At 52.9% G+C, this 21,283-nt stretch carries 18 protein-coding genes and 1 pseudogene; 18 read left to right on the top strand and 1 reads right to left on the bottom strand.

Annotated elements, in window-relative coordinates:
- The first annotated feature begins 8 nt into the window (after positions 1 to 8).
- The 17 genes and pseudogenes from hscB (at position 9) to P4S53_RS20420 (ending at position 18,108) form a co-directional block, all read left to right on the top strand.
- On the top strand, positions 9 to 524 hold the full coding sequence (gene hscB, locus P4S53_RS20500) for a co-chaperone HscB (RefSeq protein ID WP_337114146.1): 516 nt from the start codon (positions 9 to 11) through the stop codon (positions 522 to 524).
- A gap of 39 nt (positions 525 to 563) precedes the next feature.
- Positions 564 to 2,416, top strand: a pseudogene (gene hscA, locus P4S53_RS20495) (Fe-S protein assembly chaperone HscA).
- A 2-nt stretch (positions 2,417 to 2,418) separates the two neighbouring features.
- Entirely contained in the window at positions 2,419 to 2,757 is a 339-nt protein-coding gene (gene fdx / locus P4S53_RS20490; protein WP_027252958.1) for an ISC system 2Fe-2S type ferredoxin, read from the top strand.
- Positions 2,758 to 2,836: 79 nt separating this feature from the next.
- Positions 2,837 to 3,037, top strand: a complete 201-nt coding sequence (gene iscX / locus P4S53_RS20485) for a Fe-S cluster assembly protein IscX (protein ID WP_027252957.1) — start codon at positions 2,837 to 2,839, stop codon at positions 3,035 to 3,037.
- Positions 3,038 to 3,397: 360 nt separating this feature from the next.
- Entirely contained in the window at positions 3,398 to 4,684 is a 1,287-nt protein-coding gene (gene pepB / locus P4S53_RS20480; protein WP_337114145.1) for an aminopeptidase PepB, read from the top strand.
- Between the two features lie 72 nt (positions 4,685 to 4,756).
- Entirely contained in the window at positions 4,757 to 6,034 is a 1,278-nt protein-coding gene (gene pepB / locus P4S53_RS20475; protein WP_337114144.1) for an aminopeptidase PepB, read from the top strand.
- A 59-nt stretch (positions 6,035 to 6,093) separates the two neighbouring features.
- Positions 6,094 to 6,522 carry a nucleoside-diphosphate kinase gene (gene ndk / locus P4S53_RS20470; RefSeq protein WP_027252954.1) on the top strand — a complete coding sequence of 143 codons (429 nt, stop codon included), beginning with the start codon at positions 6,094 to 6,096 and terminating at the stop codon, positions 6,520 to 6,522.
- Positions 6,523 to 6,784: 262 nt separating this feature from the next.
- On the top strand, positions 6,785 to 7,906 hold the full coding sequence (locus P4S53_RS20465; protein WP_337114143.1) for a bifunctional tRNA (adenosine(37)-C2)-methyltransferase TrmG/ribosomal RNA large subunit methyltransferase RlmN: 1,122 nt from the start codon (positions 6,785 to 6,787) through the stop codon (positions 7,904 to 7,906).
- Positions 7,907 to 7,951: 45 nt separating this feature from the next.
- On the top strand, positions 7,952 to 8,722 hold the full coding sequence (pilW, locus tag P4S53_RS20460) for a type IV pilus biogenesis/stability protein PilW (RefSeq protein WP_337114142.1): 771 nt from the start codon (positions 7,952 to 7,954) through the stop codon (positions 8,720 to 8,722).
- On the top strand, positions 8,712 to 9,704 hold the full coding sequence (gene rodZ / locus P4S53_RS20455; RefSeq protein ID WP_337114141.1) for a cytoskeleton protein RodZ: 993 nt from the start codon (positions 8,712 to 8,714) through the stop codon (positions 9,702 to 9,704). Before pilW ends, rodZ begins: the two co-directional genes overlap by 11 nt.
- A gap of 14 nt (positions 9,705 to 9,718) precedes the next feature.
- Positions 9,719 to 10,834 carry a flavodoxin-dependent (E)-4-hydroxy-3-methylbut-2-enyl-diphosphate synthase gene (gene ispG, locus P4S53_RS20450; protein ID WP_337114140.1) on the top strand — a complete coding sequence of 372 codons (1,116 nt, stop codon included), beginning with the start codon at positions 9,719 to 9,721 and terminating at the stop codon, positions 10,832 to 10,834.
- A 120-nt stretch (positions 10,835 to 10,954) separates the two neighbouring features.
- On the top strand, positions 10,955 to 12,223 hold the full coding sequence (hisS, locus tag P4S53_RS20445) for a histidine--tRNA ligase (RefSeq protein WP_337114139.1): 1,269 nt from the start codon (positions 10,955 to 10,957) through the stop codon (positions 12,221 to 12,223).
- A gap of 13 nt (positions 12,224 to 12,236) precedes the next feature.
- Positions 12,237 to 12,848 (top strand): YfgM family protein, encoded by a 612-nt coding sequence (locus tag P4S53_RS20440; protein WP_337114138.1) that lies wholly within the window; start codon positions 12,237 to 12,239, stop codon positions 12,846 to 12,848.
- A gap of 12 nt (positions 12,849 to 12,860) precedes the next feature.
- Entirely contained in the window at positions 12,861 to 14,018 is a 1,158-nt protein-coding gene (bamB, locus tag P4S53_RS20435) for an outer membrane protein assembly factor BamB (protein WP_337114137.1), read from the top strand.
- Positions 14,019 to 14,170: 152 nt separating this feature from the next.
- Positions 14,171 to 15,679, top strand: a complete 1,509-nt coding sequence (der, locus tag P4S53_RS20430) for a ribosome biogenesis GTPase Der (protein WP_337114136.1) — start codon at positions 14,171 to 14,173, stop codon at positions 15,677 to 15,679.
- A 425-nt stretch (positions 15,680 to 16,104) separates the two neighbouring features.
- Positions 16,105 to 16,344: a zinc ribbon domain-containing protein gene (locus tag P4S53_RS20425; protein WP_337114135.1), complete on the top strand. Its 240-nt coding sequence runs from the start codon at positions 16,105 to 16,107 to the stop codon at positions 16,342 to 16,344.
- 150 nt (positions 16,345 to 16,494) lie between these two features.
- Positions 16,495 to 18,108 (top strand): ABC transporter ATP-binding protein, encoded by a 1,614-nt coding sequence (locus tag P4S53_RS20420; protein ID WP_337114134.1) that lies wholly within the window; start codon positions 16,495 to 16,497, stop codon positions 18,106 to 18,108.
- A gap of 17 nt (positions 18,109 to 18,125) precedes the next feature.
- Here P4S53_RS20420 and xseA read toward each other — a convergent pair whose 3' ends face one another.
- Positions 18,126 to 19,475: an exodeoxyribonuclease VII large subunit gene (gene xseA, locus P4S53_RS20415; protein ID WP_337114133.1), complete on the bottom strand. Its 1,350-nt coding sequence runs from the start codon at positions 19,473 to 19,475 to the stop codon at positions 18,126 to 18,128.
- Between the two features lie 293 nt (positions 19,476 to 19,768).
- On the opposite strand from xseA, the gene guaB reads away from it, so the two are divergent.
- Positions 19,769 to 21,235, top strand: coding sequence for an IMP dehydrogenase (guaB, locus tag P4S53_RS20410; protein ID WP_046218850.1), 1,467 nt, complete (start codon positions 19,769 to 19,771; stop codon positions 21,233 to 21,235).
- Positions 21,236 to 21,283: the final 48 nt, after the last annotated feature.

The following is a 21,283-nucleotide window of genomic DNA, read 5'->3' as shown; positions in this document are numbered from 1 at the left end:
GACGCCATATGAATCATTTCGAACTATTTGGCCTGCCTTTCCAGTTTGAACTGGACGGTAGCCTTCTTGCCACACGCTTCCGCGACCTGCAGCGACGTTTTCATCCGGATAACTTTGCGACAGCTTCTGAGCGCGATCGACTGATGGCCGTTCAAAAAGCTGCTCACATCAATGACGCATTCCAGACCCTGAAAAACCCGGTGACGCGTGCTGAGTATATGCTGGCGGAAAACGGCGTTGATATTCGCGCCGAGCAGCAGACCTTGCAGGATCCTGAATTTCTGATGCAGCAAATGGAACTGCGTGAAGCCTTGGAAGAGATCCCTTCTGCTGAGGACCCAGAGTCAGCCCTGTTTGATTTTGATCAGCAGGCAGTCAGTTTGCAGAAAGCTCAACTCAGTGAGTTGAAACAATTGCTGGAAGCCGGCGAGTGGGAACCAGCTGCAGACGCAGTACGTAAACTCAAATTCATCGAAAAGCTGCGAGTCGAGGTCGAACGTCTGGAAGAGACGCTGTTCGACTGATTTTATTCACTTACCAGCTTAAAGCCCACAGGAAGGACAATGGCACTGTTACAGATTGCTGAACCTGGTCAAAGCGCTGCACCGCACGAACATAAACTGGCGGTGGGTATCGACTTGGGAACCACCAACTCTCTCGTTGCTGCTGTGCGTAGTGGCGTGGCCGAGACCCTGCCCGACGCGCAAGGCAAGTCAATTCTGCCTTCTGTTGTTCATTATCATGAGCAAAGCATTCTCGTTGGCGACGAAGCCAAAAAACTGGCTCAGCAGGATCCTGCGAATACCATTATTTCCGTGAAACGCATGATGGGACGCTCGCTGACCGATATTCAGCAACGTTACCCGAATTTGCCTTATCAGTTTGAGGCATCCGAGTCAGGCTTACCGCAACTGCTGACCCGCCGCGGTAAGGTCAATCCGGTTCAGGTGTCTGCGGATATTCTGAAAACCCTGACTGAGCGTGCGAAAGCGACCTTGGGTGGCGAACTGGAAGGTGTCGTGATTACGGTTCCTGCCTACTTTGACGATGCCCAGCGCGCCGGCACCAAAGATGCGGCGTCTTTGGCCAATCTCAAGGTATTACGTTTACTGAATGAACCCACCGCAGCAGCCATTGCCTACGGTCTGGACTCGGGTCAGGAAGGTGTGATTGCCGTTTATGACCTTGGCGGCGGTACCTTTGATATCTCGATTTTACGTTTGTCGAAAGGCGTATTTGAAGTGCTGGCAACCGGTGGTGATACAGCACTGGGTGGTGATGACTTCGATCATCTGCTGGCAGACTGGATTCTGGCACAAAGCGGCCACAGTGACATCCTGACGGCGTCCGAGCGCCGTGCACTGCAGGATGTGGCCACAGACGCCAAAGTGGCGTTGACTGACAGCGACTGTGCTGAGATTGACGTACTGGGCTGGCAGGGGCAAATCACCCGGGCCCAGTTTGAAACCTTGATTCAGCCGCTGGTGAAAAAGACGCTGATGTCTTGTCGCCGAGCGGTGAAAGATGCGGGCATCGCACTTGATGAAGTGATTGAAACCGTGATGGTCGGCGGCTCAACGCGTGTCCCTCTGGTGCGCGAGATGGTGGGTGGATTCTTTGGCAAAACACCGCTGACCTCGATTGACCCGGATAAAGTGGTCGCCATTGGTGCCGCGATTCAGGCCGATATTCTGGCCGGCAATAAACCCGATTCTGAGATGCTGCTGCTGGATGTGATTCCGCTGTCACTGGGCATTGAAACCATGGGCGGCATGATCGAAAAGATCATTCCCCGTAACACCACGATTCCGGTTGCCCGCGCGCAGGAATTCACCACCTTTAAAGACGGTCAAACGGCCATGTCTGTGCACGTGGTACAAGGTGAGCGTGAAATGGTCGCAGACTGCCGTTCACTGGCCCGCTTTACCCTGCGGGGGATTCCTGCCATGGCCGCAGGCGCGGCGCATGTGCGTGTGACCTACCAGGTCGATGCGGATGGGCTGTTGTCGGTCACCGCAATGGAAAAAGCTCTGGTGTGCAATCGTCTATTCAGGTCAAACCGTCTTACGGTTTGAGCGATGATGAGATCGCCAACATGATTCGCGATTCGATGACACACGCGCGTGAAGATAAAGATGCCCGTGCATTGGCGGAACAGCGTGTAGAAGCGGATCGGGTACTGGAAGGGCTGATTGCGGCGCTGGCGGCTGATGGTGAGACGCTGCTGTCGAAACAAGAGCGCGAAGCGCTGGAAGCTGCCATGATGGAGCTGGTTCAATTGCGTCAGGGGGAAGACCCGCGTGCGATTGAAGCCGGTATTAAGAAAACTGATAAAGCAAGCCAGGAATTTGCCGCACGCCGTATGGACAAATCCATCCGGGAGGCACTGGCCGGTCAATCGATTGATGAGGTTTAGGCATGCCTAAAATTGTTGTATTACCCCATGAAGAACTTTGCCCAGAGGGCGCTGTGCTGGATGCATCGAGTGGCGAAACTGTGCTGGATGTGGCACTGCGTAACGGCATTGGTATTGAGCATGCCTGCGAAAAGTCCTGTGCTTGCACAACCTGTCACGTCATTATCCGTGAAGGGTTTGATTCACTGAACGAAAGTGAAGAACTGGAAGATGACATGCTGGATAAAGCATGGGGCCTGGAACCTGAGTCTCGTCTGGGCTGTCAGGCCAGAGTGGCAGATGAAGATCTGGTGGTTGAAATTCCTCGCTACACCATCAATCTGGCCAGCGAAAACCATTAATCAGCCAGCCCGTTCCCCTTCGGTGGCGGGCTTGCTACACTTTTAATACTTTTCTGTTTGCAACGGGGGCAGGTGAATCATGGGACTGAAGTGGATTGACTCCAGAGACATTGCCATTGCCTTGCTGGAAGAGCATCCGGACGTTGACCCGCAAAGCATTCATTTTGTCGAGTTACGGGATTGGATTCTGGCGCTGGACGAGTTTGATGATGACCCAAACCACTGCGGGGAAAAAGTGTTGGAAGCGGTGCAATTGTGCTGGATGGAAGAGAAGGACTGAGAGGACATGCGTGAATAGTCGATCATTCTCTTAATCTTGTGGTAAATGCCTTGTTTATTTGCTTATTTGACGGCAAGGTAAACCAATCGCTTTGATATGTGAGTGACAGCCAATAAATTGCCTGCACTGACAAAACGAAATGGCGGACCAAAAGGTCCGCTTTGTTGTATTTTCGCATTGCTTAACTTGAAATTGCGCATTCATGCACCATAAACACAGTGAATTCAGTGTGACTGGATGCGAACGATGGCCGATCCGGCACAGACAGCCGAAGGACAGAATCCGGCTTTCTGGAAGTCTTAAGCATGCCGCCTGTACGAGCTGTGAGTGCTTGTTGGGCCTATACTCAAGGAGTTTTACATGTCTTCTACTATGTCAGTATTTCTGACTCAGGACGCTGCTGCCGAGCAGTGGGGTGAGAATGCACTGGTTTCTTATACCGCCAACGGTGTTCAGATTCATGTGACCAATGACGATGTGCTGAATCTGATTCAGCGCGCCGGCCGGACTCTGGATGCTCAGGGAATGAAACAAGTCACGCTGAGCGGTGATGAATGGGATCTGGAAACCATCTGGTCTTTCATTCAGGGGCACCGTAATGCCAAGCCGGGCAACAATGTCAGCTGGCCTGAGCTGGATGATGAAGATGAAGCGGAACTGCAGGCACGTCTGACCGCGACCAACTGGGTTCGCGATATTATCAACCAGAGTGCTGAGGTGGTGAATCCTTCGCATCTGGCCAACCGTGCCGGTGAATTTATCAAATCCCTGGCCCCTGATCATGTCAGCTACAAAGTGATTAAAGGCAACGATCTGCTGGATGAAGGCTGGATCGGCATTCATACCGTTGGCCGGGGTTCAGAGCGCTCTCCTGCCATGCTTATTCTTGATTACAACCCAAGCGGTGACGCTGAAGCACCTGTGGCAGCGTGCCTGGTCGGCAAAGGCATTACCTTCGATTCCGGCGGCTACAGCATGAAGCCTTCTGAAGGCATGGCATCGATGAAAGCAGACATGGGCGGCTCAGCAATGGCTACCGGCGGTCTGGCATTGGCCATTGCCCGCGGTGTACAAAAGCGCATCAAGCTGATCTTGTGCTGTGCGGAAAACATGGTCTCGGGTCGTGCCTTTAAACTGGGCGATATCATCACGTACAAAAACGGCAAAACCGTTGAAATCCTCAACACAGACGCTGAAGGCCGCCTGGTGCTGGCGGATGGCCTGATTTATGCCAGCGCGCAAAAGCCGGGCCTGATCATTGACTGTGCAACCCTGACCGGCGCAGCGAAGAATGCCCTGGGGAATGACTACCATGCCTTGTTCAGTTTTGACCACAGCATGGCGCAAAAAGCGCTGATTGCCGCCAGTGAAGAGCATGAAGGTTTGTGGCCTCTGCCGCTGGGCGAGCATCACCGCCGTATGATGCCATCCAGCTTTGCCGATCTGGCCAACATTTCAACCGGCGATTTCATGCCGGGTGCCAGTACAGCGGCGGCTTTTCTGTCTTACTTTGTCGAAGACTATAAGCACGGCTGGCTGCACTTAGACTGCAGCGGTACCTACCGTAAATCGGCCAGCGATAAATGGGGCGTGGGCGCAACGGGCATGGGTGTGCGCACACTGGCGAACATTCTGGCTCAGGATTAATTTCTTTCTCCGGTCTATTTTTACGCACAACAGTTCACGCTGTTGTGCGTTTTCAACTTAGGGAACACAACTATGCTTACCGTATTACTTTCCGCAGAACCGAGCCAGGGTGCCTGGGGCGATAAGGCGCTGGTCTCTTACCAGCAGGACAGCGTTGTCATTCATTATCAGGATGAGTTTGTGCTGCGCCGCATTCAGCAGGCGGCCCGTCAGCTTTCTGCACAAGGTGCGACTCAGGCCAGCCTGAGCGGCGAGGGCTGGAGCTACGAGCGTCAGTGGGCGTTTTATTGTGGCTTTGTCGCAACACGCAAATCGGTGGACGTGCAGTGGGCTTCCCAGGATGAAGACGAGATTGAACTGCTGAACGCACGCCGTCGCAGTGCCGACTGGGTACGTCAGGTTGTCAATGCGACGCCGGAAGACATGTACCCGGAAAAACTGGCGCAGGATGCGGTAGCCTTCCTGAAAAGCGTGGCCGGCGATAACATCAGCCACGAAGTACTGGTGGGCGACGAACTGCTGACCGAAGGCTGGATTGGTACGCACAGTGTCGGCCGTGCCAGCAGCCGTCCGCCTGTGATGCTGACGCTGGACTTTAACCCGACCGGGAATGCGGATGCGCCTGTGCATGCCTGCCTGGTCGGTAAAGGCATTACGTTCGACTCCGGCGGTTACAGCATCAAGTCCAGTGCCGGTATGGTGGCGATGAAGTGCGACATGGGCGGGGCGGCAACAGTAACAGCTGCGCTGGCCTATGCCATTGAACAAGGCCTGAAAAAGCGCGTGAAACTGATCTTGTGCTGTGCCGAGAACATGGTCGCCGGGAATGCCTACAAGCTGGGCGATATTCTGACCTATAAGAATGGTCTGACGGTGGAAGTGGTCAATACCGATGCGGAAGGGCGTCTGGTACTGGCTGACGGCCTGATCAAAGCCGGTGAAATGAAGGCGCCGCTGATCATCGATGCGGCAACGCTGACCGGTGCGGCTATGATGGCTGTGGGTCAGGACTATAACGCCATTTTCTCCATGCAGCCTGAGCTGCTGCGCAAAGCGCAGCAACTGTCCGAGCTGGTCAATGAGCCCGCATGGCCGTTACCGCTGCAAAAATGGCACCAGAATTATTGTCCGTCTGATTACGCTGACACGGCCAACAGCCGTGCTGTAAAAGGTGGCGGTATGGGCGGTGCTTCGAATGCAGCAGCCTTCTTGTCCCGCTTTGTCTGCGATGACAGCCGCTGGGTTCATTTTGATCTGGCTTCCTGCTTCCGTGACGGTGCTGATGCACGCTGGGCGGCGGGTGCGACGGGTCTTGGGGTGGCAAATATTGCCGCGTTGCTGTTACAGTAAGCGCTATGGGACAGGGAAACCTGCCTGCCAGAAGTGAACTGAGTATAAGGAATATAATAATGACAATTGAACGTACCTTCTCAATTGTAAAACCGGATGCAGTCGGCCGTAATCAGATTGGTGCAATTTATCATCGTTTGGAAAGCGCCGGTCTGACGATTGTGGCAGCGAAAATGCTGCGTTTAACCGAACAGCAGGCACAGGGGTTTTACGCTGAGCACGAAGGCAAGCCGTTTTACGCGCCGTTAATTGAATTCATGACGTCGGGCCCTGTGATGGTACAGGTACTGGAAGGCGACAATGCCATTACGCGCTACCGTGAGCTGATGGGCAAAACCAACCCGGAAGAAGCCGCGTGCGGGACACTGCGTGCCGATTACGCAGAAAGCACGCGCCTGAATGCCGTGCACGGTTCTGACAGCCCTGAGTCTGCCGCCCGTGAAATTGCGTATTTCTTTTCCGAGGATGAAATTTGTCCTCGTGACTGATTCATTATCTGCAAACCGGATACAACGGGAAGCCAAGGCTTCCCGTTTTTTTTATCTGTACTGGTTTGATGGAGGCGCTGGCTGGCGTCAGCTAAGCTTTAATCAGCTGCTTAGCTGGCATGAGCAGCAAAAGTGGAAACACGCCGATAAAGTCTGTACAATTTCGCGCCTTGAATCTTCCCGCTATTTGGGGCCACCCTGGGTCAGCGTTCCCTGACATGCCGGGTGCAGGATCAGTCATTTTTTAGTGAGGCGACAACCGATGACGAATGCCAAAATCAATCTGCTGGATTTCGATCGCGAAGGACTGCGGCAGTATTTTGCCGAAGAACTGGGCGAAAAAGCCTTCCGCGCGGATCAGATCATGAAGTGGATGTATCATTTCGGTTGCGATGACTTTGATCAAATGACCAATATCAACAAAAAGCTGCGCGAGAAACTCAAAGCCGTGGCTGAGATTCGTGCCCCTTACGTCTCTGAAGCACAATACTCGGCAGACGGCACGATCAAGTGGGCCATGCGTGTCGGTGATCAGGATGTGGAAACTGTGTACATTCCTGATGATGACCGTGCCACCCTGTGCGTGTCTTCCCAGGTGGGCTGTGCGCTGGACTGTAAATTCTGCTCCACTGCGCAGCAAGGGTTTAACCGCAACCTGAAAGTGTCCGAAATTATCGGTCAGGTATGGCGCGCGGCCAAAGAGATCGGTGTTGAGAAAGAAACGGGCCGCCGTCCTATCACGAACGTGGTCATGATGGGCATGGGTGAGCCGTTGCTGAACATGAAAAACCTGATCCCGTCACTGAAAATCATGCTCGATGATCTGGGCTTTGGTCTGTCGAAGCGCCGTGTCACTGTATCAACCTCAGGTGTCGTGTCTGGTCTTGAGCAGATGATAGGTAAGATTGATGTGGCACTGGCGATTTCTCTGCATGCCGGAAATGACCAGCTGCGTTCTGAAATCATGCCGATTAACGACAGATACAATATCGAGACTTTCCTGGATGTGGTACGTCGCTATATCGCCTCGTCGAATGCCAACCGTGGCAAAGTGACCGTGGAATACATACTGCTGGACCATGTCAACGACGGCATGGAACACGCACGGGAACTGGCGCATACGCTGAAAGATACCCCGGCAAAAATTAACCTGATCCCCTTCAATCCGTATCCGGGTTCACCCTATCGTAAGCCAAGCAATTCACGGATTGACCGCTTCATGAAAACCCTGATGGAGTACGACTTCACAGTGACTGTGCGTAAAACACGTGGTGATGATATCGACGCCGCCTGCGGACAATTGGTTGGTGATGTGATTGACCGCACAAAACGTACCCTGGCAAAACAAGCGAAAGGGGAACCAATCCCGGTAAAAGCGGTCTGATAACAATAACATAAAGCTCGAAATGGATGTGAGCAAGGAGTTGTTATGATACGCTGGACCCTGTATCCGATCACAAGCGGCTTTTTTGCCGCTTGTTTGCTAGTGGGCTGTGTAACCGTTGACCCGACAGCGAAGGATCGCAGTGTGGATCCCATTGCGGTGGCTGATGCCAGAGTGACACTCGGACTCAGTTACCTAAAGCAAGGTCAGCGGCAGAGAGCACAGCAAAATTTACAGAAAGCCTTAGACGTTGCGCCGGATCACCCCAGAGCACAACTTGCCATGGCACATTATTACCAACAAGTGGGTGAAAACCGTTCAGCTGAAGCGCTCTATGTCCGAGCATTGCAATATTCCCCCAAAAATGGCGATGTGCTTAATAACTATGGTGTATTCTTGTGTAATGAAGCACGGTTTGATGAAGCAGATAACGCCTTTATGCGTGCTGTTTTACAGCCGGATTATTTTCAGGCTTCAGCGACGTATGAAAATGCGGCTTTGTGCAGCATAAAACATGGTGATGCGACACAAGCTGCAGATTATTTCAGAAAAGCATTGGATCATGAGCCTTACCGTCCGCTGTCTATGTTGCAGCTGGCAAGACTGGAATTGACTGGTGGTGATTACCAGCAGGCCGATGCCAGACTGGATGCATTCAGTCTGCGATACGGAGAGACTGCTGATAGTCTTGTTCTTAAAATTCAGTCGTCACGCCAGAGCGGTCGCCTTGATCGGATGGAAAAATATGCCGAATTGTTGCGACAACAATTTCCTGATTCTCAGCAATATCAGAATTATCTAGCCAATGAATACTGAACAGAACGAAGAACGAGTAACGGAAGACGTCATTCGTCCCGGAGATATGCTACGCCAGGCGCGTGAGCAGCTTGGCTATTCTCAAAAGGATGTAGCGAGCCGGCTGCGCTTGCGGATGTCTGTAATCGATGACATTGAAAACAACCGGTTTGATGAAGCTCAGATGGCCACTTTTACCCGTGGTTATGTCCGCTCGTATGCAAAATTTGTCGGTCTTGATGTGAACGAAGTCCTGAACAAACTTGAAAGCATTGGTCAGGGGCAGCCGCAAGCCCAGACCATGCAAAGTTTTTCCCGTAAAACCAAGCGTGACAAACACGATAACCGTGTCATGGGCCTGACCTGGCTGCTGGGGGCTGTGATTGTCGGTATGACAGCAGCCTGGTGGTGGCAGACAGAGCAAAAAACGGAAACCCCGGTTATCTCTGAGCAAGTATCGCCAGCGAATCCGCCTCTGGATGAATCACTGGCCGGTACGGTCGATGACATGGCGGGAACGCTGAACACAGACGACGTGAGCGCGATTGCGGAAGGTGCAACGCAGGAAAGTCCCGCTGATGATTCATACAGCAATACTGCGGGTGGTGATGATTTACCGCTCAACACCTTTGATGAAGCCGCCAACAGTACCGCCGGCGAGATGCCTGCGGGCAGTGTGATTGATGATGACGGCAATGTGCTGTTTGATGAAGCCAATGATTCCTTGATTGCCGATGCAGCCCCGGTTGCGGAAGAAGCGCCGGCACCGGATTTGAAGCTGACTTTCAACGGCGATTGCTGGATTGATATTCGTGATGCCAACGGCAAACAACTGGATACAGGTATCAAGTCCAGCGGCGATGTTGTCTCTATTGAAGGACAGGCTCCGTTTAAGATAGTGCTCGGTGCGCCGAGTGTTGTTACAATGAGCTTCAAAGGTGAACCAGTTGATCTGAGCGGCTATCCGGCTGGCAGAGTCGCCAGGTTGAAGTTGCCGTTGTAAACAGAGAATGAAAGATGCATAACGAGTCTCCGATTAAACGTCGTCCTTCCACCCGAATTTATGTGGGTAAGGTGCCAATTGGTGATGGTGCACCGATCGCGGTGCAGTCAATGACCAACACCCGGACCACAGATGTGGCAGCGACAGTTGCTCAAATCCGCGCACTGGAAAAAGTCGGTGCCGATATTGTCCGCGTTTCCGTACCGACCATGGATGCGGCTGAAGCTTTTAAAGCGATCAAGCAGCAGGTGAATCTGCCTTTGGTGGCCGATATTCATTTTGATTACCGGATTGCGTTGAAAGTGGCGGAGTATGGCGTGGACTGTCTGCGCATCAACCCGGGTAATATCGGTCGTGAAGACCGTATTCGCGCCGTGGTGGACTGTGCCCGCGACAACAATATCCCGATCCGTATCGGTGTAAACGGCGGCTCGTTGGAAAAAGATATCCAGCAGAAATACGGTGAGCCGACGCCTGATGCGCTGGTGGAATCGGCGATGCGTCATGTGGAGATCCTGGACAGACTTAACTTTGATCAATTCAAAGTCAGCGTCAAAGCCTCCGATGTATTTCTGGCTGTGGAGTCCTACCGCAGGCTGGCCAAGCAAATCAAGCAACCGTTGCATTTGGGAATCACTGAAGCTGGTGGCGCGCGTGCGGGTGCCGTCAAATCTGCAGTTGGCCTGGGCATGCTGCTGGCTGAAGGCATTGGCGATACGCTGCGCATCTCTCTCGCGGCTGATCCCATCGAAGAAATTAAAGTCGGCTTTGATATCCTGAAATCTCTGCGTATTCGTTCCCGCGGTATTAATTTTATCGCCTGCCCAACCTGTTCACGTCAGGAATTTGATGTGATTGGCACAGTCAACGAGCTGGAGCAACGGCTGGAAGATATCACCATCCCGATGGACGTCTCTGTCATTGGTTGTGTGGTGAACGGGCCGGGCGAAGCAGAAGTGTCCCATATGGGCATTGCCGGCGGAAACCGTAAGAGCGCTTTCTATGAAGACGGTGTGCGCCAGAAAGAGCGTTTTGATAATGACAATGTGATTGATCAGCTGGAAACCAAGATCCGGGCCAAAGCGGCCATGATGGATCAGCGGAACCGGATTGACGTCATCGAAAAGTAAGCCTTTTCTGTCTGACTTACCCCGGAATCCTTCGGGGTAAGGTTCACAACGTCCTGCATAACTTATATATTCAGTTCTATTCATTCGAACTTAATCCCCATCGGTTAATTGAGAATCAACGTGGCGAAACAAATTCAAGCAATTCGAGGCATGAACGACTGCCTCCCAACTCAGTCTCCGCTTTGGCAGAAAGTGGAAAATACCGTGAAACAAGTCGTCAGCGCTTACGGTTACAGCGAAGTCCGTATGCCGATTGTCGAGATGACGCATTTGTTTAAGCGTGCCATCGGTGAAGTGACCGATGTGGTCGAAAAGGAAATGTATACCTTTGAAGACCGCAACGGTGACAGCCTGACACTGCGCCCTGAAGGCACTGCAGGTTGTGTGCGTGCCGGTATCGAAAATGGCCTGCTGTACAATCAGGAACAGCGTTTGTGGTATATGGGCCCCATGTTCCGCCATGAGCGTCCGCAGAAAGGCCGCTATCGCCAGTTTCATCAGTTTGGTGTGGAAGTCTTTGGCATTGAAGGGCCGGATGTGGACGCCGAGCTGATCATGATGACGGCACGCTTGTGGCGTGAACTGGGCATTGATCAACATGTACGTCTGGAGCTGAACTCTATCGGCTCTTCAGAAGCCCGTGCAGCGTATCGTGACGCCTTGATCGCTTTCCTTGAGCAGCATCTTGATGTACTCGATGAAGACAGCAAGCGCCGTATGTACACCAATCCTCTGCGTGTGCTGGATACCAAAAATCAGGACATACAAGCGATTCTGACCGATGCGCCGAAGCTGTCTGACTATCTGGATGAGGATTCCAGGGCGCATTTTTCAGGTTTGTGTGAACTATTAGACGCTGCGGGTATCGAATACCAGGTAAATGAACGCCTTGTGCGTGGTTTGGATTATTATAACCGCACTGTTTTTGAGTGGATCACCGACAGCCTGGGTGCCCAGGGCACTGTCTGTGGTGGTGGCCGCTATGACGGTATGGTTGAACAGCTGGGTGGCAAAGCGACCCAGGGCGTGGGCTTTGCGATGGGCCTGGAGCGTCTGGTACTGATGCTGGAAACCCTGGAGCTGACCGACGTTCGCCGCCCTGTGGATGTCTACGTCGTGACTGCCGGTGAAGGGACACTGATGGCAGGCATGAAGCTGGCGGAAACCCTGCGCGAAGCCGTACCGGGACTGAGAGTGATGAATCACTTTGGTGGCGGTAACTTCAAGAAACAGTTTAAACGCGCAGATAATGTGGGTGCGATTGTTGCTCTGGTTCTGGGGGAGAACGAAATTGCAGAAGGGACTGTAGTCGTGAAAGATCTCCGTGGCGGTGAGCAGCAAACATTGGCTCAGGCAGAGGTTGCCGCGAAGCTGGCAGAATTGATTTAAGAGAGGACAGGACGTGGACGTCAATACCACAGAAGAGCAACAGATTGAATCCATCAAGGCATGGATGAAAGAGAACGGTAAAGCCGTTGTGCTTGGTGCCGTACTTGGTCTGGGCGGCCTGTATGGCTGGCGTTATTATCAGGGAGAAGTGCAGGCTGCGAAGGAACAGGCTTCTGAAGCTTATACTCAGACTGTACAGGCTCTGGACAGTGGCAGCGACGAGGCTATCAGTCAGGCTCAGACGTTTATCAATGATAACCCAAGCAGTCAGTATGCGGTGCTGGCTGCATTGCAACTGGCCAAAGTGCAGGTGGATAAAGGTGAACTGGACGCTGCAGCAGCGCAGTTAAACTGGGCGATCAGTCACACAGAGGATGTTGCTCTGTTGCCTGTGGCTCACACCCGTCTGGCACGAATTCTGGCGGCCCAGCAGTCTTACGACAATGCACTGGCGGAACTGGATAAAGTGAAAGCGGAAAGCTGGCAGGGTAAAGTGGCTGAACTGCGCGGTGATATTTTGCTGCAGAAAGGGGATAAATCAGCGGCTCGTGATGCTTATATCAGCGCACAGCAACTGGGTGCATCTCCGGCACTGCAAATTAAACTTGACGACCTGGCCCAGTAAAGGCGACAGAGTATGCGAAAGCTATTGAAGCAAGCTGTAGCGCTCGCTGTCGCTATTGGTGTATTGAGCGGCTGTGCCAGTGAAGAAGAAGCGGTGCAAATGGCGCCTCTTCCTGCGGTTGAAAACCAGTTCACGCCTGTTCAGGACTGGACTCGCAATATTGACGAAGGCGTACAGCATTATTACTCGCGCCTGTCTCCGGTGACAGGTTACGGGAAATTGTTTGTTGCCAGCCGTGAAGGCAAGGTGGAAGCCTTAGATCCGTCAACGGGTAAGAGCGTGTGGGAGCACGAGATCGCTGGCGACGGCAATGCGAAATTGTCCGGCGGTCTGACTGTGGCTTACAACAAAGTCTTTATCGGCAGTGAGAATGCTGAAGTCATTGCGCTGGATGCCGAAAGCGGTGAACAAGCCTGGCGTGTTGATATTGATGGCGAAGTGCTGGCGAAACCTCTGGCGGACGAAGGCCTGCTGCTGGTCAACACCAGCCGCGGTATTCTCCAGGCTTTAGATGCAGAAACCGGAGCGTCGAAGTGGCAAATCAGCAGTGAAGTGCCCTCGTTGACGCTGCGGGGCGACAGCGCTCCTGTGTCTATCTCCGGCGGGGTATTCTGGGGACAGGCCAACGGCCGGCTGGCGGGTGCTTTCATTCGTAATGGTCAGCTCTTGTGGCAACAGCCGATTGGCCAGCCACAGGGCGCGACAGAAATTGACCGTCTGGTCGATGTCGATGCTGCCCCTGTGATTGACGGTGACCGTCTGTATGCTGCCGGTTACAACGGTAATCTGGTCTCCATTGATCTGCGTAGCGGCCAGCAAGTGTGGAAACGCAATTATTCTTCAGCGACTGACTTTGTGATCGACAGCGGCTTGCTGTTTCTGGTTACGGCAGAGGATCACCTGGTCGCAGTGGATATTCGCAGTGGCACAGAGCTGTGGCAAAATACTGAACTTGCTCACCGCATTCTCAGTGCACCGTCTGTGATCAACGGGAAGTTAGTGCTGGGCGACAGCCTGGGCTATCTGCACTGGCTGGATACCCGCACCGGTGAATTTCTTGCCCAACAGCAAACCGATGGCAGCGGGATTGCGATTCCGCCTTTAGCGCTGTCAGACGGCTACCTGGTGGTGACCCGAGAAGGCAAATTGAGCAAAATGCATTTGCCTTAGTCACAGACATATTCTGTGATAAGATTAACGCTTCGGCTCCTGTTTGTATTCACATCAGGGGCCGTTGTTATTCTACCCTTGACGTAGTGATTGTCGTTTGAGACAGACATTACTGTCATTAAGATGATGAAAAAGATAGAGGTAAACTCATTATGATTCCTGTAGTTGCCCTTGTCGGGCGCCCGAATGTGGGTAAATCGACGTTGTTTAACCGTCTTACCCGCACCCGGGATGCGCTGGTCGCTGACTTTCCTGGCCTAACCAGGGATCGTAAGTACGGTCGAGCAGAGCTCGAAGAGAACGAATTCATTGTCATCGACACCGGCGGTATTGATGGTTCCGAGGAAGGTGTAGAGACCAAAATGGCGGAGCAATCGCTGACCGCCATTGAAGAAGCAGACGTCGTGCTGTTTCTGGTTGATGGCCGTGCTGGCCTGACCGCTTCGGATGAAGCCATTGCCAAGCACCTTCGCAGCCGTCAGAAACCGACATTTTTAGTTGTGAACAAAATTGACGGTATCGATGCCGACAGTGCCTGTGCGGATTTCTGGCAACTGGGCGTGGATGATATGTATCAGATCGCCGCAGCGCAGAACCGTGGTGTGACGGCACTGATGGAGCGTGCACTGGCACCTTTCGTTGAAGAATGGAAAGCGCGTCAGGCTGAAGAAGATGACGGCTTTGTCGATATCGAAAGCCTGGATTCCGCCGATGCCATCGAAAAGGCGAACCTGACAGAAGAAGATGCAGAAGCCGCTTATAAGCGACTGCAGGAACAGCCGATCAAACTGGCGATTATCGGTCGTCCGAATGTGGGTAAATCGACCCTGACGAACCGGATTCTCGGCGAAGAGCGTGTTGTCGTGTACGATATGCCCGGCACCACGCGTGACTCCATTTACATTCCTATGGAGCGTGACGGTCAGGAATACGTGCTGATTGACACCGCAGGTGTGCGTCGCCGTAAGAATATGAACGAAGCGGTCGAGAAATTCTCGGTGATTCAGACACTGAAAGCCGTTGAAGATGCCAACGTCGTGCTGCTGATCATCGACGCCCGTGAAAATATTTCCGATCAGGATTTGAGCCTGCTTGGTTTTGCGCTCAATTCCGGCCGTTCGCTGGTCATCGCGGTGAACAAGTGGGATGGATTGGATAACGAAGTCAAAGAGCGGGTGAAATCAGAGCTTGATCGCCGCTTGGGTTTTGTCGATTTTGCGCGTATCCACTTTATTTCTGCATTGCACGGTACGGGTGTGGGCCATTTGTACGAATCTGTGAAGGAAGCGTACCAGTCTGCGACTAAGCGAATCAGTACCTCCCTGCTGACCCGTATCATGCAGATGGCACAAGATGACCACCAGCCGCCGATGATCCGCGGCCGCCGGGTTAAACTGAAATATGCCCACGCCGGTGGCTATAATCCGCCAATCGTTGTGGTGCATGGGAATCAGGTGAACGACCTGCCGGGTTCCTATAAGCGTTATCTGATGAACTACTTCCGTAAGACCCTGGACATGATGGGGACACCGATCCGGATTCACTTCCATAACAGTGATAACCCGTTTGGTAATGAGAAGCGTCAGAAATTGACTGTGTCTCAGGAGCGGCAGCGTAAGCGCCTGACCAATGCCCTGAAGAACAGGGACCGCAACCAGTAAACACCCAGACCCGGCTGATTCAGCCGGGTTTTTTTGATCATCAAAAAGCAGCAGAGGATCATATTACCGGGAAGCAGGGATCGATGAGCGAAGATTATCCTGTTGGCAGACTGGTTTTTGATCGTATCACTATGATGCTAAACCCCTGTAAATACAGCACTGACAGCCGAGTAACCGATCGGATTTAGAATTTCCATATATGCTGGATCTCATCAAAATTGAGTAGTAATCAAGACTTTTATGCTGCTTAAAATCCATATGCAGAACATGTAACTTATGCTTTCGGGAACTGTATTGATAAATGTTCTTTTTGGAGGTGATCGCTGATCAGCCGGGACTTTGTCGTTGATCAAGCCACTGTTGCCGATCTCTGCTATTGATACACTGAAGCCGATAACACTACTCGGCATACCCAGGAGCGCGATATGTCTCAACCACTTTGTCCGGAATGCCGGCTAAATCTTGTCTGGCAGTATCAAGGCTATTTTTGTCCTCACTGTGAACGCCGGGCGGTAAAGCATGCCACGTGTCACGATTGCGGACACCCGTTGGAAAGCCTGAATGCTTGCGGCGCCATCAGCTATTTCTGCGCGCACTGCAATGCGCTCAAGTCAAAATCTCAAGCAGTGATCACTTATACCCTGGCAGATAAAACCGCGGAATGAACTGTGACGACCAGTGCGAAAACCGATCTGTGACGGTTTTTCTCACTTTTTACGGTATGAACCATACTCATCTATAGCCAATTCCACTTCTTTGATTTACTCTCATTTGCTAATAATTATCATTTGCTTAATCAGGAAAAGGATTCCGGTATGGATATGCAGCGTCCGCTGCTGACGGTCGACAAGCTGTCAGTATCATTCACCATGGAGACAGGCATCGTTGATGCGGTAAAACAAATCAGCTTCAGTATGCATCAAGGACAGACACTGGCACTGGTGGGGGAGTCCGGTTCAGGTAAATCCGTCACCTCTGGTGCTCTCATGGGGTTGCTGCCGAAAAATGCCTGGGTCGATCCCGACAGCCAGGTTCATTTTCAGGGAACGGATTTATTGTCGCTGCCGGAGAAGGTGCTGCGGGGCTACCGAGGTGGCAAGATAGCCATGATCTTTCAGGAGCCGATGACGTCACTCAATCCCTATATGCCGATTGGGGAGCAGGTGGCTGAAGCGATCCGCTGTCACCGCGATGTCACGCGAAAAGAGGCGATGGAAGAAACGCTAGCGCTGTTTGAGCGGGTACAGCTGCCTGAGCCGCGCAAGCGACTTCGTCACTATCCCCATGAATTCTCCGGCGGCCAGCTGCAGCGGATCATGATTGCCATGGCACTGGCAAACAAGCCCGACCTGCTGATTGCAGATGAGCCAACCACAGCGCTGGATGTCACAGTCCAGGCGGAGGTGCTGTCGTTACTGAAAGAAATTCAGGCCGAGATGGGAATGGCGATTCTGTTCATCACTCATGATCTTGGGGTCGTGCGTCATTTTGCCGATGATGTGGTGGTGATGTGTAAAGGGGAAGTGGTCGAGGCCGGACATGTCGACAAGGTTTTCCACACGCCAGAACACCCCTACACCCAAATGCTGCTGGACGCGGAGCCTAAGCCGGGCGAGGCGAGCGAGAAACCGCAAGCCCCTGTGATTTTAGATGCTCAGGAAATCAAAGTTCGCTATGTGCTGAAGTCAAACTGGCTGGGCCACCCGAGCGAATATCTGGATGCGGTGAAAGGGATCAGTCTGAGATTAAGACAGGGAGAAACGCTGGGAATCGTTGGTGAATCCGGCTCGGGAAAATCCACGCTCGGCCGTGCTCTGATGCAATTGCTGCCGTTCAGCGGTACTGTCAGCTTTGAGGGCAGGAAATTGGGCGACATGAGTGCCAGAGAGCGTTTTGAACTCAAGCGCCACATGCAAATGGTCTTTCAGGACCCTTATGGTTCACTGTCACCCCGGATGACCATCGGCGAAATCATCACTGAGCCTCTGACCGTTTTTACGCAAATGACAAAAAGTGAGCGCATCCGGAAAGCGCGAAAAGCGCTGGACGAGGTGCGGATGGATCCCGCCTGCATCAACCGTTATCCCCATGAGTTTTCCGGCGGCCAGCGTCAGCGGATTGCGATTGCCCGCGCCTTGGTTTCTGAGCCTAAGTTTATTTTACTGGATGAGCCGACATCGGCGTTAGACCGCTCGGTACAGCTTACTGTGCTGGAGCTGCTCAAAGACATTCAGCGTCGCCATCACATTGGTTATGTGTTTATCAGCCATGATCTGGCCGTGGTGCGTGCTATTTCCGACCATGTGATGGTGATGCAGCGTGGTGAGGTGGTCGAGCAGGGTACGCCTGAGCAGATTTTCGACCATCCGCAGCAGGCGTATACCCAACGTCTGATCAGCGCCTGTATGTTGGTGGAAGACGCTGCCTGACAGGATGGGTGAAAACGTTAGTCAGTGACGATGGAGCGTAGCGTGCCATCGGCCAGCGTGGTTTGCAGTGTATCCCCGGTGTTCACCTGGCGGGTACTGCGGATCACCTGGCCGTTCTCGTCACGGGTGATGGAATAACCCCGGGCTAAGGTGGCCAGCGGGCTGACGGCATCAAGTTTTTCAGTCGCCAGAGCCAGTTGGTGACTGGCTTTCACCAGCCGGCGATCCATGGCATCGCGTAAACGACGCTGGTTGGTGGCAAGCTGACTGGCGAACCGTTCCAGCTGGTGGGCCGGTGAATGCAGTGCCAGCTTATAATCACTGCGGTGCAGGTGCTGCTGATGCTCAGAGAGCTGTTTGCGCATCGCCCGCTCCAGACGGCTGCGCAATTCATCCAGGCGCTGGCTTTGCTGGTTCAGCTGTACTTGCGGGTGCTGGCGATCCAGCCTGTGCTGCCAGCGAACGAGCTGGCTTTGCCTGACGGACAGATAATGCCGCATCGCATGCCGCAGCTGTTGCTGGTGCTGATGGATTTTCTGCATCTGTGCGCTGAGATCACGGCTGACCAGTTCGGCGGCGGCAGACGGTGTTGGCGCCCGCATGTCGGCGACAAAGTCAGCGATAGTCACATCCACTTCATGGCCGACAGCGCTGATAATGGGGATCTGACTGGCTGCAATGGTGCGGGCTACAATCTCCTCGTTAAACGCCCAGAGATCTTCCAGTGAGCCACCGCCACGTCCGACAATCAGTACATCGCATTCCTGGCGTGTGTTGGCACGGCCGATAGCTTGCGCGATTGAGATAGCGGCCCCGTCTCCCTGAACCAGAGTGGGGTAAATCACAACGGGCAGGCTCGGATCCCGGCGCTTGAGCACCTGGAGAATATCGTGCAGGGCAGCCCCGGTTTTTGAAGTAATAATGCCGACCCGTCTCGGTTGTTCAGGCAGCGGCTGTTTCAGTGTTTGAGCAAACAATCCTTCTGCTGCCAACTGCATTTTCAGTTTTTCGAACTGCTGTTGCAGACGGCCATCCCCTTCGGGCTGCATGCTGTCAATAATCAGCTGATAATCGCCCCGGGGCTCATACAGGGAGAGCCGCGCTTTCACTAACACCTGGTTACCGTTCGCCGGACGAAAGGTGACACGCTGGTTGTTGCCGCGGAACATGGCGCATTTCACCTGCGCCCGCGCGTCTTTCAGGGTGAAATACCAGTGACCGGAAACCGGCGCTGAAAAGTTTGACAGTTCACCGATCAGCCAGACAACCCCCATTTCATTCTCGAGCAAAAGGCGAACCTGAGCATTCAGACTGGACACAGTGTAGATACGCGGATTCTGGGTTGAGGCAGTGCTGTAAAGACTCACGACAAGGAAACCTGTGATTGCAGGACATTAAGACAGAAGGGGATGGTGCACGATTTTGATAGCAGTATCAAATGAATGTCGCAGCAGGAGGGGCTGAAAAGCGTACAGGCGCAAAGAGGCCCTGAACTACGGCCCGCAGCTTGGTCACTTAAACCGGAATATATTACGTATCAACGGAAAAGTGTCAATAAAAAAGATTTATTTTTTTCTAGCCAAACGTTTGCTTCGTACGTATAATTTGTTCGCAATATTTTATCCCTTCTTTAAAACCTTACATGGTGTGAGATATTGCGATGTTACGTATCAAACAAGAAGCTTTGACCTTTGATGATGTCCTGCTAGTTCCGGCACATTCGACTGTTCTTCCTAACACTGCCGATCTGCGCACCCGTCTGACCAAGACCATTACTCTGAATATCCCGATGGTATCTGCCTCCATGGATACAGTAACGGAAGGCCGACTGGCTATTGCGTTGGCCCAGGAAGGGGGAATTGGCTTTATTCACAAGAATATGTCAATTGAGCAACAGGCTCGCGAAGTGCGCATGGTGAAGAAATTCGAAGCCGGTGTCGTACAAGAGCCGGTGACGGTGAAACCTTATCAAACCATCTCTGATGTGAAACGCCTGACAGAAGAAAACGGCTTTGCCGGTTTCCCTGTTGTGGATGATAATCACGCGCTGGTGGGTATCATTACCGGCCGTGATGTCCGTTTCGTCACCGACCTGACACAGAAAGTTGAAAGCGTGATGACCTCGAAAGAGCGTCTGGCTTCTGTGAAGGAAGGGGCTTCCCGTGAAGAAGTCGAAGCCGTGATGCAAGCGCATCGCGTCGAGAAAGTGCTGGTTGTCAATGACCAGTTCCAGCTCAAAGGCATGATCACTGCCAAAGACTTCCAGAAAGCCGAGCGTAAGCCGAATGCCTGTAAAGATGAGCAGGGTCGCCTGCGCGTAGGCGCTGCTGTTGGCGCTGGTGCCGGTAATGAAGAGCGTGTCAAAGCACTGGTCGAAGCCGGCGTCGATGTGCTGCTGATTGACTCGTCTCACGGTCACTCTGAAGGTGTACTGCAGCGTATCCGCGAAACCCGTGCCGCTTTCCCTGAGCTGCCGATTGTCGGCGGTAATGTGGCGACGGCAGAAGGTGCGCGTGCCCTGATTGAAGCCGGTGTCAGTGCGGTGAAAGTGGGGATTGGCCCGGGTTCAATCTGCACTACCCGGATTGTGACTGGCGTGGGTGTACCGCAAATTACGGCGATTGCGGATGCAGCGGCTGTTGCCAATGAATATGATATTCCTGTGATTGCCGATGGCGGTATCCGTTTCTCCGGTGACATGTGTAAAGCCATTGCGGCGGGTGCCTCTTGTGTCATGGTCGGCTCGATGTTTGCCGGGACTGATGAAGCGCCGGGTGAAGTTGAACTTTACCAGGGCCGTGCCTACAAATCTTACCGTGGCATGGGCTCTCTGGGTGCGATGTCTAAAGGCTCTTCTGACCGTTACTTCCAGACGGACAATGCGGCTGACAAACTGGTCCCTGAAGGGATTGAAGGCCGTGTTGCTTATAAAGGTCACCTGAAAGAAATCGTTCACCAGCAAATGGGCGGCCTGCGTTCAAGCATGGGCCTGACCGGTTCGCCAACGATTGAAGATCTGCGTACCAAAGCGGAATTTGTCCGCATCTCAGGTGCGGGGATGCAAGAGTCGCACGTTCACGATGTGACGATCACCAAAGAAGCGCCTAACTATCGTATGGGCTCATAACACACGGACTGGACCGGTTGCTGAGGCAGCCGGTCTGCATTTAAGCTA

The sequence above is a fragment of the Photobacterium sp. Hal280 genome (assembly GCF_037162255.1).
GTDB lineage: Bacteria > Pseudomonadota > Gammaproteobacteria > Enterobacterales > Vibrionaceae > Photobacterium.
The sequence above is the reverse complement of the archived record's forward strand: the minus strand, read 5'-3'. Positions and strand labels throughout refer to the sequence as shown.